Raw genomic sequence first — 16,426 nt, 5'->3', positions numbered from 1 at the left:
GGGACATAAACAGTGTTTATGTCCCCTTCTGTACTAACTACAAGTCCTTGTTAGGGCCATTACTAAGTTTAGGTATTAGTAGTTACCTTTGAACATTGTAGCAGGAGCTTCTGGTACATAATCGCCGAAGTAGGATTTGAAGTCTAGACCTAATTCATTGCAAAGGTCTTGAACTTCAAGCATTGTACCGTTAAGTACAGGGATGCCTTCAGCTTTAACTTTTTCAACGGATTCATGTTCTTTTTCGCCATGAGTATAGATACGATCTTGACCTTGAGCTTTAGGTGCTTCACGTAATTCTTGTAAGAATTGGGAGAAGTGTTTTTTGATTTCCGCAGGGTCACCGAAGAATTCAGGGTTGATAGCCATGAAGCCATGACAGATGTTGGATTTACCACCAACCATACATTTGTTGGAAGTACCACCTTGGGACAAGATAGAGGAGAACAACTCAGCAATCATGCCGTTACCATAACCTTTGTGACCGCCAAGAACTTCTGTAGCACCACCTAAAGGAAGGATACCGCCACCTTCATGACGGGAGATGTTGCCCAATACTTCAGCTGCATCAGTGGAAGGAACGCCGTCTTTATTAACAGCCCAGCCATCTGGAGTAGCTTTGCCCATTTTGTTGTACATTTCAAGTTTACCACGAGTTACTACTGTAGTGGAGCAATCGAAGAAGAAGTCAACTGGATCAGCTGGTACAGTCCAAGCGATAGGGTTAGAACCAAGCATAGCTTTACGAGCATATGTAGGAACCATGATTGCTTCGGAGTTTGTACAAGAGAAACCGATTAAGCCTTGGTCGGATGCCATTTTAGCATAGTAACCAGCGATACCGTAGTGGTTGGAGTTACGTACAGATACGATACCAACACCGGATTTTTTAGCTTTTTCGATAGCCATTTCCATAGCTTTATGACCCAATAATTGACCCATGCCGTCATGACCGTCGATAACTGCAGAAATTGGAGTTTCTTTTACGATTTCAGGTTTAGCATCGATTTTAATCAAGCCATTAGTGATACCTTTATGGTAACGAACCATACGTTGCATACCATGGCTTTGAATACCGAACAAGTCAGAAGTCAAAAGTACGTCTTGGATGATGTCAGCTTCTTTTTCGGAGAAACCAAATTTTTGGAAAGCGTCCATGCTCAATTTTTTTAGTGTTTCATAAGGGAATAACACAGTGTTTTTTGCGTCTGCCATCGTTAAAACCTCTTTTCAGAAAATATGTACCTGATATAGCTACTTCACATTAGATAACCATGAATTCAAAATGATTTCTTGTGAGTTCTATATCCTCTCAAATGACACTGTCAGTATAGCACAGAAACAAGTGAGATTGAATAGTCTTACAGTCTGAACGACATTACTAAATACGCATACGTACCGGTGATTTTTGTCACATAATCTATACGACACTATTAAAATGTCTGATTATACCTAAAACTATATGGTTATGACTTTTAGTAATGATTACATGATTTTTTTGAAGAATTTTGGTATTTTTATAGAACTTATTAGTATATCTGTTTAGGCATTGGACAAGAATGATAATGGATAGATATCGATAAAACTTGAAATGTTTAACTACATATATCAAAATAAATGATGAGGTCATAAATGTAATGTGATAATTGAATGCATTGATATACATAAAATAATCATTTCTAAAACCTTTTTAATTCAGAATATGTGCAAAAGGTTATACTTATACGAGTCATACTATAATATAATATAAATATACATCCTATAGTTTATACAATTTATAAGCGAGGTGCTTATCATGAAAGAATATAAATCTGTATGCCCTTACGATTGTCCTGATGCATGCGGACTCATTGTATCAGTCGATAATAATAAAGTAATATCTGTTCGAGGGGATAGAGCACATGCTTTCACAAGAGGTACACTATGCCCTAAGATGGCACATTATGAAAAAGTAATCCATTCTCCGTTGCGCTTGAAGTACCCTATGAAGCGTGTCGGTAAAAAGGGAATTGGTGAAGCTCAGTACACTCGTATTAGTTGGGATGAAGCCCTTGATGCAATTGTCAATAATTTCAAAGAAACTATTGATACTTATGGCAGTGAAAGTATTTTGCGTTACTCTTATGCAGGAACAATGGGGGTTATTCAGAGTCCTGCAGCAGATTATTTTTTTCGCCGTATTGGTGCTACAGACCAAGATCGAGGTATTTGCTCTCCTGCTAAACAAGCGGGGTTCCGGTCCGTTTATGGTGAAACATTAGGTATTAAACCACAAGAGGCGCAACATAGCGACTGTATCGTCTTGTGGGGGATAAATGCGACAGCTACAGATGTTCATATTTTACACGATGTGAATATAGCAAAAAAGAATGGTGCCCGCGTTTGGATTATCGATACTCATAAAACCTATACTTTTAGCCAAGCTCATGAGCATATTTACGTTAAACCAGGTAGTGATGGAGCGCTAGCATTAGGTATGCTCCATATCATTCATCGTGACGGTTTGGCGGATACAGATTTTATTAAGGAACATGTCCAAGGCTACGATGAGCTGGTAAAAGAGGTGTTGCTTAATTTTACGCCGGAGAAAGCATCTGATATTTGTGGTGTTTCCGTGGATCGTATGACTGAGTTCGCTCATGCATACGCTACATCAAAAGCGCCGTTTATCCGTCTCGGCAGTGGTTTGTCTCGATATGGTAATGGTGCTATGACATGCCGTGCTATTAATGCCTTGCCTGCTGTGGTTGGAGCATGGCAATATCCTGGGGGGGGATTGTTGTCGAGTGCTAGTGGTAGTAAATTTATTGGCAAAGATATGATGCAACAGGCTCATGTTCATGCGCCAGCTAAACGATTGATGCCTATGATTAAACTTGGGGAGATGCTTACAAATCCCGAAAGAGTTGGGGTCCATAGCTTATATGTGTTTTCCTCAAATCCTGCTATTACAGCACCTAATCAAAATGTGGTTCGTAAAGGTTTGATGCGTAATGACTTATTCACAATTGTGCATGAGCGTTTTTTTACGGATACCTGTAAATATGCGGATATTATTTTGCCGGCCACAACATCTGTAGAGCATGATGATATTTATAATTCTTATGGTCATTACACAATTGGTACGGGTTACAAATTGATTGATCCAGTTGGGGAGTCTCGTTCCAATTGGCAAGTTATCGCCGAGTTAGCAAAACGTATGGGGTTGGAGGATGCATTTTTTAACCTTAGTGAAAGAGAGCTTATTGAACAAATTGTGCACACTTCGAGTCGTATATCCAAGAGGGACCAAGAGTTGATTTTAAACGGTGAGCCTGTGGAGATGACGGTACCTGAAAATTATAAGATGGATTTCAAAACACCGTCTGGAAAAATTGAATTATATAATCCGCAAGATGTAGAACCATTAATTCGGTATATGCCTCCATATGGTGACAATGCACCGTTTTGGCTCATAATCGGTAATGATATTCGAATTTTGGACTCTAGCTTCTGCGAATTAGACTTTAATGATCCTGAGTTGATGAAACTTCGCATTCATCCAGAAGATGCAAAAATGTATAACATAAACGATGGTGCTGAGGTAGAAATCTATAACAATCGTGGCAGTGTAAAAATTAAAGCCTACTACGACGATGAAGTGCAACGGGGGACTTTGGTAACGCTAGGTGTATGGTGGCAATCCCAATCGAGTGATCCTCATGTGGCAATCAATGCGCTTACCGCAGCTCGTCCCACAGATCAAGGCTGGGGTAGTACCTTCTATGATGTGCAAGTTCATATAAGAAACCTTTCATAGATAATAGTTTATTACCATATCATGAACGAATATGTATAAGATGTGTGATGTCACATGCTTTTACAGCTATATTTAAAAATTAAATCCTTTTACTTATGGGAATAACATTATACGGATATAGAATAGTGAGGATATTTTTCTTGTATACCTTAGCTCCTTTAGATTATAATGGTAATATTATTTTATTGACCTAAAGGGGGTTACATTTATGAATGGTAACGACAATCTGTCGACCCGTGCCTATTTGGCTATAGGTATGATGTTATTTGCTCTATTCTTTGGGGCAGGAAATTTGATTTTCCCAGCGGCCTTAGGGCAACATGCTGGTGATAATGTAGGTTGGGCTTTGCTCGGCTTCGTATTAACTGGTGTAGGCCTTCCACTCTTAGGTGTTGCAGCGATGGGTTACTCTTCCTGTAAAGATGTTGAAGAACTTGCAAGTCGTGTTCATCCGATTTATGGCTTGTTGTACACAATTTCTTTATACTTGAGTATTGGTCCAATGTTTGCGACGCCACGTACTGGTACTGTAGCTTATGAAATCGCAATTAAACCTTTTGCTGAAGGTTTAAGCATGAATATGGAACCAATTTTCTTGGCATTATTCTTTGGTATTTCTTTGTGGTTATCTATTAGTCCGCAAAAACTTGTTAACCGTATCGGCAATATTTTGACACCAGCTTTACTACTTGTAATTCTGTTGTTAATTGTTAAATCCTTTATTACTCCACTTGGTGGTTATGCGGTGCCACAACCGGCATATGGTGATGCGCCAACGGCTGTATTACAAGGTTTCCTAGATGGCTACAATACAATGGATGCCTTAGCTTCCGTAGTATTTGCTATTCTTGTAATCGACTTTGTTCGTCTTAGCGGTGCTACATCTCGTGCTGTGATTACAAAAACGGTAATGGAGGTAGGTGCTATTGCGGTAGGTCTTCTTGGTATTGTTTATGTATTTATCGCTAATATCGGTGCTACTAGTGTTGAACGCTTTGGTTTGTTCGAGACAGGGGCTCCTGTATTGTCCGTAAGTGCTAACTATTTGTTTGGTGAGTTCGGTCAAATCATCTTGGCTATCATCGTTTTGCTAGCTTGCTTGTCTACAAGTATTGGTCTTATCACTTCTTGCGGTACATATTTCCACAAGTTGACGCCAAAGATTAGTTACAAATTATATGTAGTAATTTTCTCTGTAGCGGCGTTTGGTCTTAGCATGTTTGGCTTGAAAACAATCATTAGTGCAGCAATCCCTGTGTTGATGCTCTTGTATCCGTTGACTATCGTAATCATCTTGTTGGCACTTCTTCATAATGTGTTTGGTGGTCGTCGTTGCGTATATGCATGGACTATGGCTTTCACAATGATCTCTGCCCTCATGACTGGTCTTGAAACTGCAGGTATTGCACCTACAGCTTTGGAACAGCTCTTTGCTCAATATATTCCATTTCAAAGTGCTGGTATGGGCTGGGTAAGCTTTGCGGTATTAGGCTTTGTTGTGGGTCTTATCCATAAAGGTCTTGCTTCCGATAATAAGTAATAAAGATAAAGGCTCTATGCTTTCATTTTGTGAGAGTATAGAGCCTTTTTATGTTTTGATTGTTGTCATATAAAATTGATTTTGTGTGTAGAAGTTTCTATAATAAGGATAAATAAGGATATAAATGATAAAAGAAGGAAGGAAATTTTATGCGTAGTACTCATTGTTTACCTAGTTATAGTTTTGGAGGTCATGATGTATTTGACGCTATTCCAAAGTTTACAAAATTATATGGCAAGTCTGTAGCTATCATCGGTGGCGAAACAGCTCTTTCTAAAGCTTTGCCACACATTCGTCCAGTGCTTGATAAAGCGGGGATTAAGGTGCTAGATATTATCCACTTTGGTGGAGAGTGTACTTTTGCTCGAGGCAAGGAAATTGCACAAATGGCATCTGTAAAAGATGCGGACTTTTTGTTTGCTGTTGGTGGTGGTAAGGCCATGGATACGGTAAAAGTAGTAGCTATAGAGTTAGATGATAAACCATTCTTTACAATTCCAACCATTGCGTCTACTTGTGCGGCAACGTCAGAAGTGGCAGCTGTATACACGGCAGATCATACTTTTGATGACGTAGCTTTTGTAAATCATCCTCCTGTGCACTGCTTTATTGATGCTGATATTCTCGTAGAAGCACCAAGCCGTTACTTGTGGGCAGGAATGGGAGATACTATTGCAAAACACTATGAAACTCATCTTTCTGCTCGCAGTCGCGAGCAAGACTATAATACTCAGTTAGGCCTTACTCTAGCTTCTATGTGTAGTGAACCAATTTTAGCACATGGTATACAAGCCTATAAAGATAGTCAAGCTAATAAACGTAGTGATGCCTTTGATACCATTGCTATGACTGTTATCTTTACTACCGGTGTTGTATCAGGTTGTGTTCCTATGGCATATAATAGCAACATGGCTCATGCTGTATGTTATGGCTGTGTTACTAATAAAGAAACAGAAGAAAATCATTTGCATGGTGAAATAGTAGCTTATGGCTTACTTATTTTGTTAACCGTTGACCAACAAATGGATGAGTTACAACGGTGGTTGCCAGTATATCGCGAATTAGGTTGGCCTACTAAACTTTCACAATTAGATCTTACTGCATCGCATATTCCTCAAATTGTTGAAAAGGCTACATCTGTTCATGATATTGATGTATCTCCATATAAAATTACAGCAGATATGTTGACTAAGGCTATTCAATATATGGAATCTCTTGATTAATATGGTTTGTAACTATTTGTGTATGTTATGTGATGAGGTTATAAATGCAAGAAATTGTAAAGGGTGGCTTATATCGTCATTTTAAAGGCATGTACTATTACGTGTTAGATGTTGCAACTCATTCGGAAACGAGTGAACAGTTCGTGGTATATCAAAAATTATATGATCAACGTGACTTATATGTACGACCACTAGATATGTTTTTGAGTGATGTGGACCATGAAAAATATCCAGATGTAAAACAAAAAGAGCGGTTTAAGCTGATGAGTGGACGCGATTAGGAGGGCCTGTGGAACAGAAGTTTTTCTTTTTCGATATCGATAATACCTTAGCTGTATGGCCTGAAGGTAAAATCCCTGAAAGTGCTCAATACAGTTTAGATGAGTTAAAGCGTCGTGGTCATCGTGTAGCCTTAGCAACTGGTCGTATTCAAGTGGATGCTAAGCGTTTCGCAGAGCAAGCAGGCCTTACTGATTTCGTAGCAGATGGTGGTCACAGTATCACTGTTAATAATGAATTGGTATCCATGATAGGTATGGATCGTGATGCATGTATTAAATATTTAGAGTATTTAGAATCACATAATATTCCTTGGGCCGTAACGGATCGTAATAAACTCGGTCGTATTACGCCGTATAAGGAAATTTTAGAGTGGCATCCAAATTGGGATGTATTTAAAACAACTGTAGACCCTAATTTTGACTTTCATAGTGTTGAAGAATTTTATAAGATTTATGTGTTTTTCAAGGAAGGAGAGGAAGAGGAGAAGGATATCGAGCATATGACACATAAGCTCATTCGTTATGGTGATGGCTGTGTTCTATATGAGCCTATGGAAAAGGCGTTGGGTATTCGTAATATGCTTGAACACTTTGGAATGAAGCCAAATCAAGCTGTTGTATTTGGTGATGGGTATAATGATTTATCTATGTTTAGACCTGAGTGGTTAAATATTGCTATGGGTAATGCGCGCCCTGAATTAAAAGCAAAGGCTGATTATATTACTACAGACTGTGATAAAGATGGCATTTATAATGCGTGTAAGCATTTTAAATGGATCGATTAATTATTGATAATTCCTCTAAGTTAGGTGAAGCTTATATGAAGATTTATTTTTGTAGCTGTGGCTACAGAATTGGTGTAGTATAGTTAGTATAATGCGCTTAGTTCAATATTCATGTGTTAAAAGGAGAAGAGAAGATATGAACAATAAACGCAGATTATTTTCAACTTTACTTTGTGTAGCAGCATTGACAGCAGGTTTATTTGTTTCTGGTTGCGGCAGTGATAAAGCGGGTGGCATTGGCTCCGTAGTCTCCTCCGTAGTTGATGGCGGTAGCGATGAGAAAGCAGCTGCTAAGCTTAATACCCTTATTGATGCAACAAATCGCTTCAATGGTGACAATGCTACTTGGGGTCAAAACTATGCAGACAGTTTGGCTAAATTAAAAGGTGGTTTCCAAGAAGGTGCTATTGGCCGTCAACCTCACTATGATACTTTAAAAGAAGCTTTGGAACAATCTAAAAAAGAGGGTTCTACGTTCAAAGAAGTTGATACAGAACGCGATAATGTATTAAATGTTCTTAATGAATTAGTACCAACATTCAAAGATTTGAAAGCTTATGATGATTCTAAAGCCTACATGAACGATGGTGGTGCTAAAGGTAAAGAACTAGCAGCTAAATATGTAGCACAAGTAGAAAAATTTGATGCAGCTTATGCGAAGTTCAATGATGCTCTTAACAAAGCTAACACCGAACAAACTAAGAAACAAATCGAAAAATTGAAAAAAGACGGTAAAAAAGGCTATGCAGCAGCAATGGAATCTACGCTTCGCTTGACTACTCTTGTAGAAAATGTAGAAAAAGCTCCTAAAAATGCAGATAAACAAGCTGTAGAAAAAGAACTTAATGAAATTCAAACATTGCTTAAGAGCATAAATAATGATCGTGGAGAAGTGCTTGTTAACTCTTATAACTCTGTAGTTGGTTCTGTACGTCAAGTACTTACTGATGCAAATGAAAACAATCTTAACGACATGATTGAGAATTTCAATAATTATATTGAGTCTTATAATAATACAACTCCAGACCAATTTGACTCTAAATAATCGAATTAACTAAGTGATTAGTTGAGGCCTACAAAAACAGAGCTCCTTTGAAGCTCTGTTTTTTGTTGTTATATTATTTTTTTATATTTTTAATCTCAATAGTGCCATAATATGATATACTAAAAAAGAGCCGCTCATGGGTTGAGCGGTTTTTCTATGTAAATTTTAAATCTACATTTAGTTAAATATAATATTAGTATTTTGGGGGACATATGAACTGGAAACGCTTGGCTTTATGCGCAATGTTGGGGATTACAGTACTTAGTACAACAGCATGTAGTACCAAAACTGGGGAGCAACCACAAGGTAATACTGTGAAAGCAGAAACTGTGGCGATGCCTAATTTTACGAATGCGCCAATTGCAGATGAATATGCTATTTTTGATACAAACTATGGTCAATTTAAGGTTCGTTTGTTAGGGTCTAAAGCGCCGATTACGGTCAAAAATTTTGATTATCTCGTGAAAAAAGGCTTCTACAATGGTGTAACATTTCACCGCGTTATCGAAGGCTTTATGATTCAAGGTGGAGATCCTGATGGCACAGGTGCCGGTGGACCGGGCTATACAATTCCTGATGAATTCTCCAATGATTTACATTTCAATAAAATGGGCGTTCTTGCCATGGCAAACCGTGGCCCTAATACAGGAGGCTCTCAATTTTTCATTACCTTGGGACCTACGGATTGGTTAGATAATAAACACACCATCTTTGGTACTGTAGTACAAGGTATGGATGTAGTTGAAAAAATTGGCAAGGTTAAGACTGGTCGCAATGATAAACCAGTTGAACCAGTAATTATCAATTCTATCACATTGGAACCAATCACTGATGATGCGAAAAATGGCAAATAAGGATGCTAAGTCTGAAGAACGGCACTATGTGTACTTGGTGCGATGTGCAGATGATTCTTTGTATTGTGGATGGACTACAGATCTCAAACGTCGAATAGATGCTCACAATGGAGATATCCCAGGTGGTGCAAAATATACGCGAGGACGTCGTCCTGTGACCTTGGTATATTCTGAAAGCTTTCATCAAAAACAAGAAGCACAACGCAGAGAATATGCTATTAAACGGATGACGAAGACTAAGAAATTGGGACTCATTAAGGGTGCAAAATAGTCCTTGATTATGGTATAATATGATGATTAATTACTACCATGGAGGTTGAAAATGAAGCGGGTTCTAGTGTCCGTAAAGAGTGTACAACGAGATATGGATGGCAAGGATACCGTAGTGGAACTGATTTCCCCAGGTACGTCACATGAAAAAGGTAATGCTCAATATGTGCGTTATGAAGAATCTAGTGTGACTGGATTGGATGGGGTTAAGACGACCATTAAAATTCATGATGATTCTATCGTGTTGCTCCGAACAGGGGCTGTCAATATGCGTCATCAATACGTCCGTGGTGAAGAACGTGAAGCCGTATATGAAACACCATATGGTGATTTACATATGGCTGTAAATACTCATGAATTAACAGTAGACTTTCATGATGGCGTAGGTCATGTTCATTTAGGATATGATATTTCCGTTGAAGGTGAATGGCAATTTTATAATCAGTTAGATATAGACGTGCGGGAGGATATAGAGCATGGACATGAAGGAAATCCTGAAATCGGGGATTGAACAGGCATTACAAGATACGATTAACAGCGGTGATTTGCCGGCTGGGGAATATCCAGAAATCGTTCTCGAAGTGCCACCTCAAAAGGAATTCGGTGATTTTTCTACAAACATCGCTATGCAATCCGCTCGTGTAGCTCGTCAAAATCCTCGAGCCATTGCTGAAGCTTTGATTAGTCATATGAATTTTGATTGGCTTGAACGTGCTGAGGTTGCCGGCGCAGGTTTTATTAATTTCTTTTTGAAATCTGATATGGTGTACGATACGTTAAAAGCCATTTTGAATGCTGGTACTGAGTATGGTGTTCAACCATTGCGTGCGCGCGATACGATTCAAGTAGAGTACGTAAGTGCAAACCCAACAGGTCCATTGCATGTTGGTCATGGTCGCGGTGCTGCGTACGGTAGTGCTCTTGTAAACTTGTTGCGTGCAGCGGGTTATAATGTACAATCCGAGTACTATATCAATGATGCAGGTAATCAAATCGACAACATGGCTATTTCCATTGAGTACCGTTTCCAAGAGTTACAAGGTGCTACATTAGTATTCCCACCTAAACGCAATGAAGACGGTTCTATGCCTGAGTTCGATATTCCAGAAGGGGCTTTAGTGTTCCCTGAAAATGGCTATCGTGGCCCAGATATTATTGAAACAGCGAAAGCGATTGCAGAACGCGAAGGCTTTGATAAATTAAATGCTATGAACGAAGCAGATCGTGTAGCCTTGTTTAAGGAAGAGGGCTTAAAAGAAAAATTAGCTCGCTTAGAGGAAACATTAAGAAACTTCCGCGTTACTTTTGATAATTGGTTCTCTGAACGTACAGTTCATGAAACGGATGAGATTCATCATTCCGTAGAGGCATTAAAGGCCCTTGGCAAAGTTTATGAAAAAAACGGTGCTTTATGGTTAAAATCTACTGATTATGGTGATGATAAAGACCGCGTAGTTATTCGTGATAATGGGGTTCCTACATATTTGGCGGCAGATATTGCGTATCATCGCAATAAATTTGATCGTGGCTTTAAAGAAATGATTGATATTTGGGGCGCTGACCATCATGGCTATGTATGTCGTGTAAAAGCGGCTATGGCGGCATTTGGTTATGACCCTGATAAATTAACAGTATTGTTATTACAAATGGTAGCATTGTTCCGTGACGGACAACTTGTTAAATTGTCTAAACGTAGTGGTGATAGCGTTACATTAGATGAATTGATTGAAGAGGTTGGCGTAGATGCGTCTCGCTATTTCTTCTTGATGCGTTCCTTAGACAGCCAACTTGATTTCGATATTAACTTGGCAAAATCTCGCAGTAATGACAACCCGGTGTATTATATCCAATATGCTCATGCTCGTATTCACAGCATTTACAACCAAGTGCGTGAAGCTGGCATCGCATTTGGCGATTATAGTGAAACTGATTTCACAACACTTACAAGTGAAATGGAATTAGAATTAATTAAGAAATTAGCTGAATATCCGGAAGAGGTCGTTCAAGCTGCTGAACATCGTGCACCTCATCGTATTGCTCGGTACTTATACGATTTGGCAAGCATGTTCCATTCATTCTACCGTCAAGGTCGTATCATTGGCGTAGATCCAGCGTTGCAACAAGCTCGTCTTGGATTAATCACAGCGATTGCCCTCGTTCTTCGTCAAGGCTTGGGTATTTTAGGTATTTCCGCTCCGGAAAAAATGTAATAGGTGGGAGGCATCATGGCAACTAAGTATATTTTCGTAACTGGCGGCGTTGTTTCTTCTCTTGGAAAGGGGATTACAGCAGCATCTTTGGGTCGCTTACTAAAAAACCGCGGTTTCAATGTAACGATTCAAAAATTTGATCCATACATTAATATCGATCCTGGTACGATGAGCCCTTACCAACATGGTGAAGTATTCGTAACAGATGACGGCGCCGAAACGGACCTTGATTTGGGGCATTATGAACGCTTTATCGATATTAACCTTAGCAAACGTTCTAATATTACAGCTGGTAAAGTATATTGGTCTGTAATCAATAAAGAACGCAAAGGTGATTACCTAGGTAGCACTGTACAAGTAATTCCACATATTACAAATGAAATTAAACAAAATGTTTACCGTGTAGGTAAAGAGGATAATGCTGATGTAGTTATCACTGAAATCGGCGGTACTGTAGGTGATATTGAAAGCTTGCCATTTATGGAAGCTATTCGCCAGGTGAAAAAAGAAGTAGGCCGTAACGATGTACTTTACATTCACGTTACGTTAGTGCCTTACATCAATGCCGCAGGCGAGTTGAAAACAAAACCTACACAACATAGTGTAAAAGAATTGCGTAGCATTGGTATTCAACCAGATATTTTGGTATGTCGTAGTGAGAAACATATCTCTGATGATATGAAAGAAAAACTTGCTTTGTTCTGCGACGTAGAACCTGAAGCAGTTATTGAAAATCAAACTTGTAGCTCTATCTATGAAGTGCCATTGATGATGCAAGATCAAGGTCTTGATGATATTGTTATCAAAAAGTTAGGTCTTGAAGATCGTCCATGTGATATGACTGCATGGAAAGAAATGGTTCATAAGATCTTGAATCCTAATAAAGATATTACAGTTGCTATCGTTGGTAAATATGTAGCGTTGCATGATGCGTATTTATCCGTAGTTGAAGCTCTAGATCATGCTGGTATTGCTACAGGTACTAAAGTGAATATTCGTTGGATTGACTCTGAAGAACTTGATGATACTTCTGTAGATCCTAAAGAGGTATTTGAAGGTGTTGAAGGTATCATCGTGCCTGGTGGCTTTGGTTCCCGTGGTGTAGAAGGTAAAATTCGCACAATCCAATACGCTCGTGAAAACAATATTCCATATCTTGGCCTATGCCTTGGCATGCAATCTGCAGTAATGGAATTTGCTCGTAACGTATGTGGCATGGAAGGAGCAACCTCTAGCGAATTCGATGAAAATGCTAAGTACAAAGTAATTGACTTGATGAGTGATCAAGTTGATGTAGATAAAAAAGGCGGTACAATGCGTTTAGGTATCTATCCATGCAAAGTAGAAGCAGGTACGAAAACTCACGAGGCTTATGGGGAAGATTTGATTTATGAACGTCATCGTCATCGCTATGAGTTCAACAATGAATACCGTCAACAATTGACCGATGCAGGTCTTGTGATTTCAGGTACATCTCCAGATGGCCGTCTTGTTGAAAGTATTGAAGTAAAAAATCATCCATTCTTTATTGGTACACAAGCACATCCAGAACTTAAATCTCGCCCAAATAATGCACATCCATTATTCCGTGGTTTCGTAGATACAATCTTAGAACTTAAGAAATAGATTAAAACGATGGGATCTGTTTTATCTATTATAGGTTTATTTATATTAGCTGCACTCAAACTAGAGCAGTTTGTATATGGTAAATCGGGAAAAGAACAATCTACAACTGGTCACATAGCACGAAGAGGGCTTGCTAATATAGCGGATTTAATCGCTTTTGATCACGCTACTGTGAACAGTAAGTCTATTGTAGTACGTAAAAAAAAGAAAGGTGCTCAGAAATGAGCATCTTTCTTCTTTTTTTGCTTACATTGAAAAAAGTTGGGAAAATATATCGATAAATTTAAAAATAACGCTTGCAATATTGAATGATATTTGTTATTATATAGACAAAGATAGATATAGATATGGTGTTAAGTACACCAATATAAATATATTCGTTAAATATGGAACTCAAATAAGGAGGACATAACATGTCTATTATTGGTAAACAACTTCCTGAATTTACACTTGATGCTTTCAAAAAACCTGAATTGGTAAAAGTTAGCACTGCAGACGTGTTGGGTAAATGGTCTGTATTCGTATTCTATCCAGCAGACTTTACATTCGTATGCCCTACTGAGTTGGAAGACGTACAAAACTCTTATGCAGAGTTGAAAGAATTGGGTTGCGAAGTTTACTCCGTATCTTGTGACTCCGAATTCGTTCACAAAGCATGGTCTGATGCTTCTCCAAGCATCAATAAAATCGAGTACTACATGTTAGCTGACAAAAAACATGAATTGGCTGACTTCTTCGATGTATTCCAAGAAGAATCTGCTATGGCTTACCGTGGTACATTCGTAGTAGATCCAGAAGGCTTCGTGCGTACAGCAGAAATTCATGATATGGGTATCGGCCGTTCCGCTGAAGAATTGGTTCGCAAAGTACAAGCTGCTCAATTCGTAGCTAAACATGGCGATCAAGTGTGCCCTGCACGTTGGAAGCCAGGTAAAGACACTTTGAAACCAGGTCTTGATCTTGTAGGTAAAATCTAATTAAGAAACTTATACTTAAATGCTAGAGTAATCTAGATAACTCCTCAAATGACATAAACACGGGCGCGCATCGTTTTCCTGACGATACGGTAAGTCCCAATACCAGATGAACCCTCTCCAATTCATCATGGTAAACCTCATATAACAAACTACAAACTATACGCAAAAGGACTGGCCTTCGGGCTGGTCCTTTTGTGTTGTTAATATCCCTTTATAAAAGTAGGAAATAAGTTCTTGCATTTTTATAGTGAGTGGTCTATAATGAAATTAATTCCTATTAATGTGAAAGGTTTTATAAATAGCTTTATAAATATAATATAGGCACTTTTTAATATGGGTGTGTTTAACACTAACGTTTACAAAGAAAGGCAAGATATATGAGGATTTCCACAAAAGGTCGTTATGCATTGATGGTTCTCATCGATTTGGCAGAGCAAGGGCAAGATAAACCAGTTTCCTTGCGATCTGTGGCAGAACGACAAGGCATATCTGAAAAATACCTAGAAGGTATCGTAGCTCGTTTAGGCGCTGCTAACCTAGTGGATAGTATCCGCGGTAAATACGGCGGATATCGATTGTCTAAAAGCCCTAAGGAGTACACAATTATTGAAATATTGCTTGCTACTGAGGAATCGATGGCTATCATATCTACCCTTGATGAAGGGGTGAGTACTGATACAGTAATCAACGAACGCACCGTTGGTTTCTGGGCAGGCTTACAAAACTATATTCATGATTATTTAGAAAACGTAACCCTACAAGATGTAATTGATGGGACTTACGCTAAACTTGATACAAAATATGATAATTGGGATGGTTCTATTTAATAAGGAGTGACCACTATGTCTAAAATTGCAAAATCTTTTGTTGAATTAATTGGTAAAACACCATTATTAGCTGCTACACGTTTTGGTAAAAAATATGGTGCAAACGCTAATATTTTCGCAAAATTGGAATACTTCAATCCAGGCGGTTCCGTAAAAGACCGTATCGCAGCAGCAATCATTCAAGCTGCAGTTGAATCTGGTGAATTACAACCAGGCGGTACAATTGTAGAAGCTACATCTGGTAATACTGGTATTGGCCTATCTGCTGTAGGTGCTGCGCTTGGCTATAAAGTTGTAATCGTAATGCCTGAAACAATGTCCATTGAACGCCGTAAATTAATGCTTGGTTATGGCGCTCAGCTCGTATTGACTGACGGTTCTCTTGGTATGAAAGGCGCTATTGCAAAAGCTAAGGAAATCGTAACGGCTACAGCTGGTGCTATTGAAGCAGGTCAGTTCGTAAATCAAGCTAATCCTGCAATTCACTACAGAACAACTGGCCCTGAAATCTGGCAAGATACTGATGGTACTGTAGATATCTACGTATCTGGTGTTGGTACAGGCGGTACGTTGACAGGTGCAGGTCGTTACTTAAAAGAACAAAACCCTGATGTACATGTGGTTGCCGTAGAACCAGCAGACTCTCCTATATTATCTAATGGTAAACCAGGCCCTCATAAAATCCAAGGCTTAGGTGCTGGCTTCATTCCAGATACATTGGATACTAACATTTACGATGAAGTAATCCAAGTTTCTAATGAGGATGCTTTTGCTACATCTCAAGCTTTTGGTCACACAGAAGGTGTATTGGTAGGTATTTCCTCTGGTGCTGCGCTTTGGGCGGCTCAAGAATTGGCAAAACGCCCTGAAAATAAAGGTAAAAATATTGTAGTAATTCTCCCTGATACAGGCGAACGCTACTTATCTACAGCTTTATTCCCTGAAGTTTAATCACCTATCATGGTGAAAGCATAATAATTGCTTTTACC

16 protein-coding genes are annotated in these 16,426 nt (G+C 38.8%); 15 read left to right on the top strand and 1 reads right to left on the bottom strand.

The genetic code is table 11. From position 1 onward, the window contains the following. Positions 1 to 75: 75 nt before the first annotated feature. Positions 76 to 1,215 carry an Ldh family oxidoreductase gene (locus tag FNLLGLLA_RS08525; protein WP_004698291.1) on the bottom strand — a complete coding sequence of 380 codons (1,140 nt, stop codon included), beginning with the start codon at positions 1,213 to 1,215 and terminating at the stop codon, positions 76 to 78. Positions 1,216 to 1,795: 580 nt separating this feature from the next. Between FNLLGLLA_RS08525 and FNLLGLLA_RS08520 the strand changes: the two genes are divergently transcribed. The 15 genes from FNLLGLLA_RS08520 to cysK all read left to right on the top strand — a co-directional run bounded on the left by FNLLGLLA_RS08520 (position 1,796) and on the right by cysK (position 16,388). Next, complete coding sequence (locus FNLLGLLA_RS08520; protein WP_058948118.1) at positions 1,796 to 3,799, top strand: molybdopterin-containing oxidoreductase family protein; 2,004 nt, start codon at positions 1,796 to 1,798, stop codon at positions 3,797 to 3,799. A 208-nt stretch (positions 3,800 to 4,007) separates the two neighbouring features. Beyond that, positions 4,008 to 5,339 carry a branched-chain amino acid transport system II carrier protein gene (gene brnQ / locus FNLLGLLA_RS08515; protein ID WP_004698182.1) on the top strand — a complete coding sequence of 444 codons (1,332 nt, stop codon included), beginning with the start codon at positions 4,008 to 4,010 and terminating at the stop codon, positions 5,337 to 5,339. Positions 5,340 to 5,488: 149 nt separating this feature from the next. Further along, a complete protein-coding gene (locus tag FNLLGLLA_RS08510; RefSeq protein ID WP_004698178.1) occupies positions 5,489 to 6,562 on the top strand; it encodes an iron-containing alcohol dehydrogenase family protein in 1,074 nt (357 codons plus the stop codon). A gap of 44 nt (positions 6,563 to 6,606) precedes the next feature. Continuing rightward, positions 6,607 to 6,843: a DUF1653 domain-containing protein gene (locus FNLLGLLA_RS08505; RefSeq protein ID WP_004698254.1), complete on the top strand. Its 237-nt coding sequence runs from the start codon at positions 6,607 to 6,609 to the stop codon at positions 6,841 to 6,843. Between the two features lie 8 nt (positions 6,844 to 6,851). Further along, positions 6,852 to 7,628 (top strand): HAD family hydrolase, encoded by a 777-nt coding sequence (locus tag FNLLGLLA_RS08500; protein WP_004695003.1) that lies wholly within the window; start codon positions 6,852 to 6,854, stop codon positions 7,626 to 7,628. A 136-nt stretch (positions 7,629 to 7,764) separates the two neighbouring features. Further along, entirely contained in the window at positions 7,765 to 8,673 is a 909-nt protein-coding gene (locus FNLLGLLA_RS08495; RefSeq protein ID WP_038125684.1) for a DUF3829 domain-containing protein, read from the top strand. Between the two features lie 212 nt (positions 8,674 to 8,885). Then, on the top strand, positions 8,886 to 9,527 hold the full coding sequence (locus FNLLGLLA_RS08490; RefSeq protein ID WP_105087149.1) for a peptidylprolyl isomerase: 642 nt from the start codon (positions 8,886 to 8,888) through the stop codon (positions 9,525 to 9,527). Further along, complete coding sequence (locus tag FNLLGLLA_RS08485; protein WP_105087148.1) at positions 9,517 to 9,798, top strand: GIY-YIG nuclease family protein; 282 nt, start codon at positions 9,517 to 9,519, stop codon at positions 9,796 to 9,798. Before FNLLGLLA_RS08490 ends, FNLLGLLA_RS08485 begins: the two co-directional genes overlap by 11 nt. 51 nt (positions 9,799 to 9,849) lie before the next feature. After that, positions 9,850 to 10,308, top strand: a complete 459-nt coding sequence (locus tag FNLLGLLA_RS08480; RefSeq protein ID WP_004695011.1) for a YwiB family protein — start codon at positions 9,850 to 9,852, stop codon at positions 10,306 to 10,308. Then, positions 10,274 to 12,007 (top strand): arginine--tRNA ligase, encoded by a 1,734-nt coding sequence (gene argS, locus FNLLGLLA_RS08475; RefSeq protein ID WP_004698104.1) that lies wholly within the window; start codon positions 10,274 to 10,276, stop codon positions 12,005 to 12,007. The genes FNLLGLLA_RS08480 and argS overlap by 35 nt, the downstream gene beginning before the upstream one ends. Before the next feature lie 15 nt (positions 12,008 to 12,022). Continuing rightward, positions 12,023 to 13,633, top strand: a complete 1,611-nt coding sequence (locus FNLLGLLA_RS08470; RefSeq protein ID WP_156697278.1) for a CTP synthase — start codon at positions 12,023 to 12,025, stop codon at positions 13,631 to 13,633. A gap of 9 nt (positions 13,634 to 13,642) precedes the next feature. Next, positions 13,643 to 13,858 (top strand): hypothetical protein, encoded by a 216-nt coding sequence (locus FNLLGLLA_RS08465; protein WP_101928487.1) that lies wholly within the window; start codon positions 13,643 to 13,645, stop codon positions 13,856 to 13,858. A 188-nt stretch (positions 13,859 to 14,046) separates the two neighbouring features. Then, positions 14,047 to 14,610, top strand: coding sequence for an alkyl hydroperoxide reductase subunit C (gene ahpC / locus FNLLGLLA_RS08460; RefSeq protein ID WP_004695016.1), 564 nt, complete (start codon positions 14,047 to 14,049; stop codon positions 14,608 to 14,610). A 377-nt stretch (positions 14,611 to 14,987) separates the two neighbouring features. Then, on the top strand, positions 14,988 to 15,437 hold the full coding sequence (locus FNLLGLLA_RS08455; RefSeq protein WP_004698292.1) for an RrF2 family transcriptional regulator: 450 nt from the start codon (positions 14,988 to 14,990) through the stop codon (positions 15,435 to 15,437). A 15-nt stretch (positions 15,438 to 15,452) separates the two neighbouring features. Further along, positions 15,453 to 16,388: a cysteine synthase A gene (gene cysK, locus FNLLGLLA_RS08450; protein ID WP_101928486.1), complete on the top strand. Its 936-nt coding sequence runs from the start codon at positions 15,453 to 15,455 to the stop codon at positions 16,386 to 16,388. The last annotated feature ends 38 nt before the right edge of the window (positions 16,389 to 16,426 follow it).

The organism is Veillonella parvula, from assembly GCF_902810435.1.
GTDB lineage: Bacteria > Bacillota > Negativicutes > Veillonellales > Veillonellaceae > Veillonella.
The sequence above is the reverse complement of the archived record's forward strand: the minus strand, read 5'-3'. Positions and strand labels throughout refer to the sequence as shown.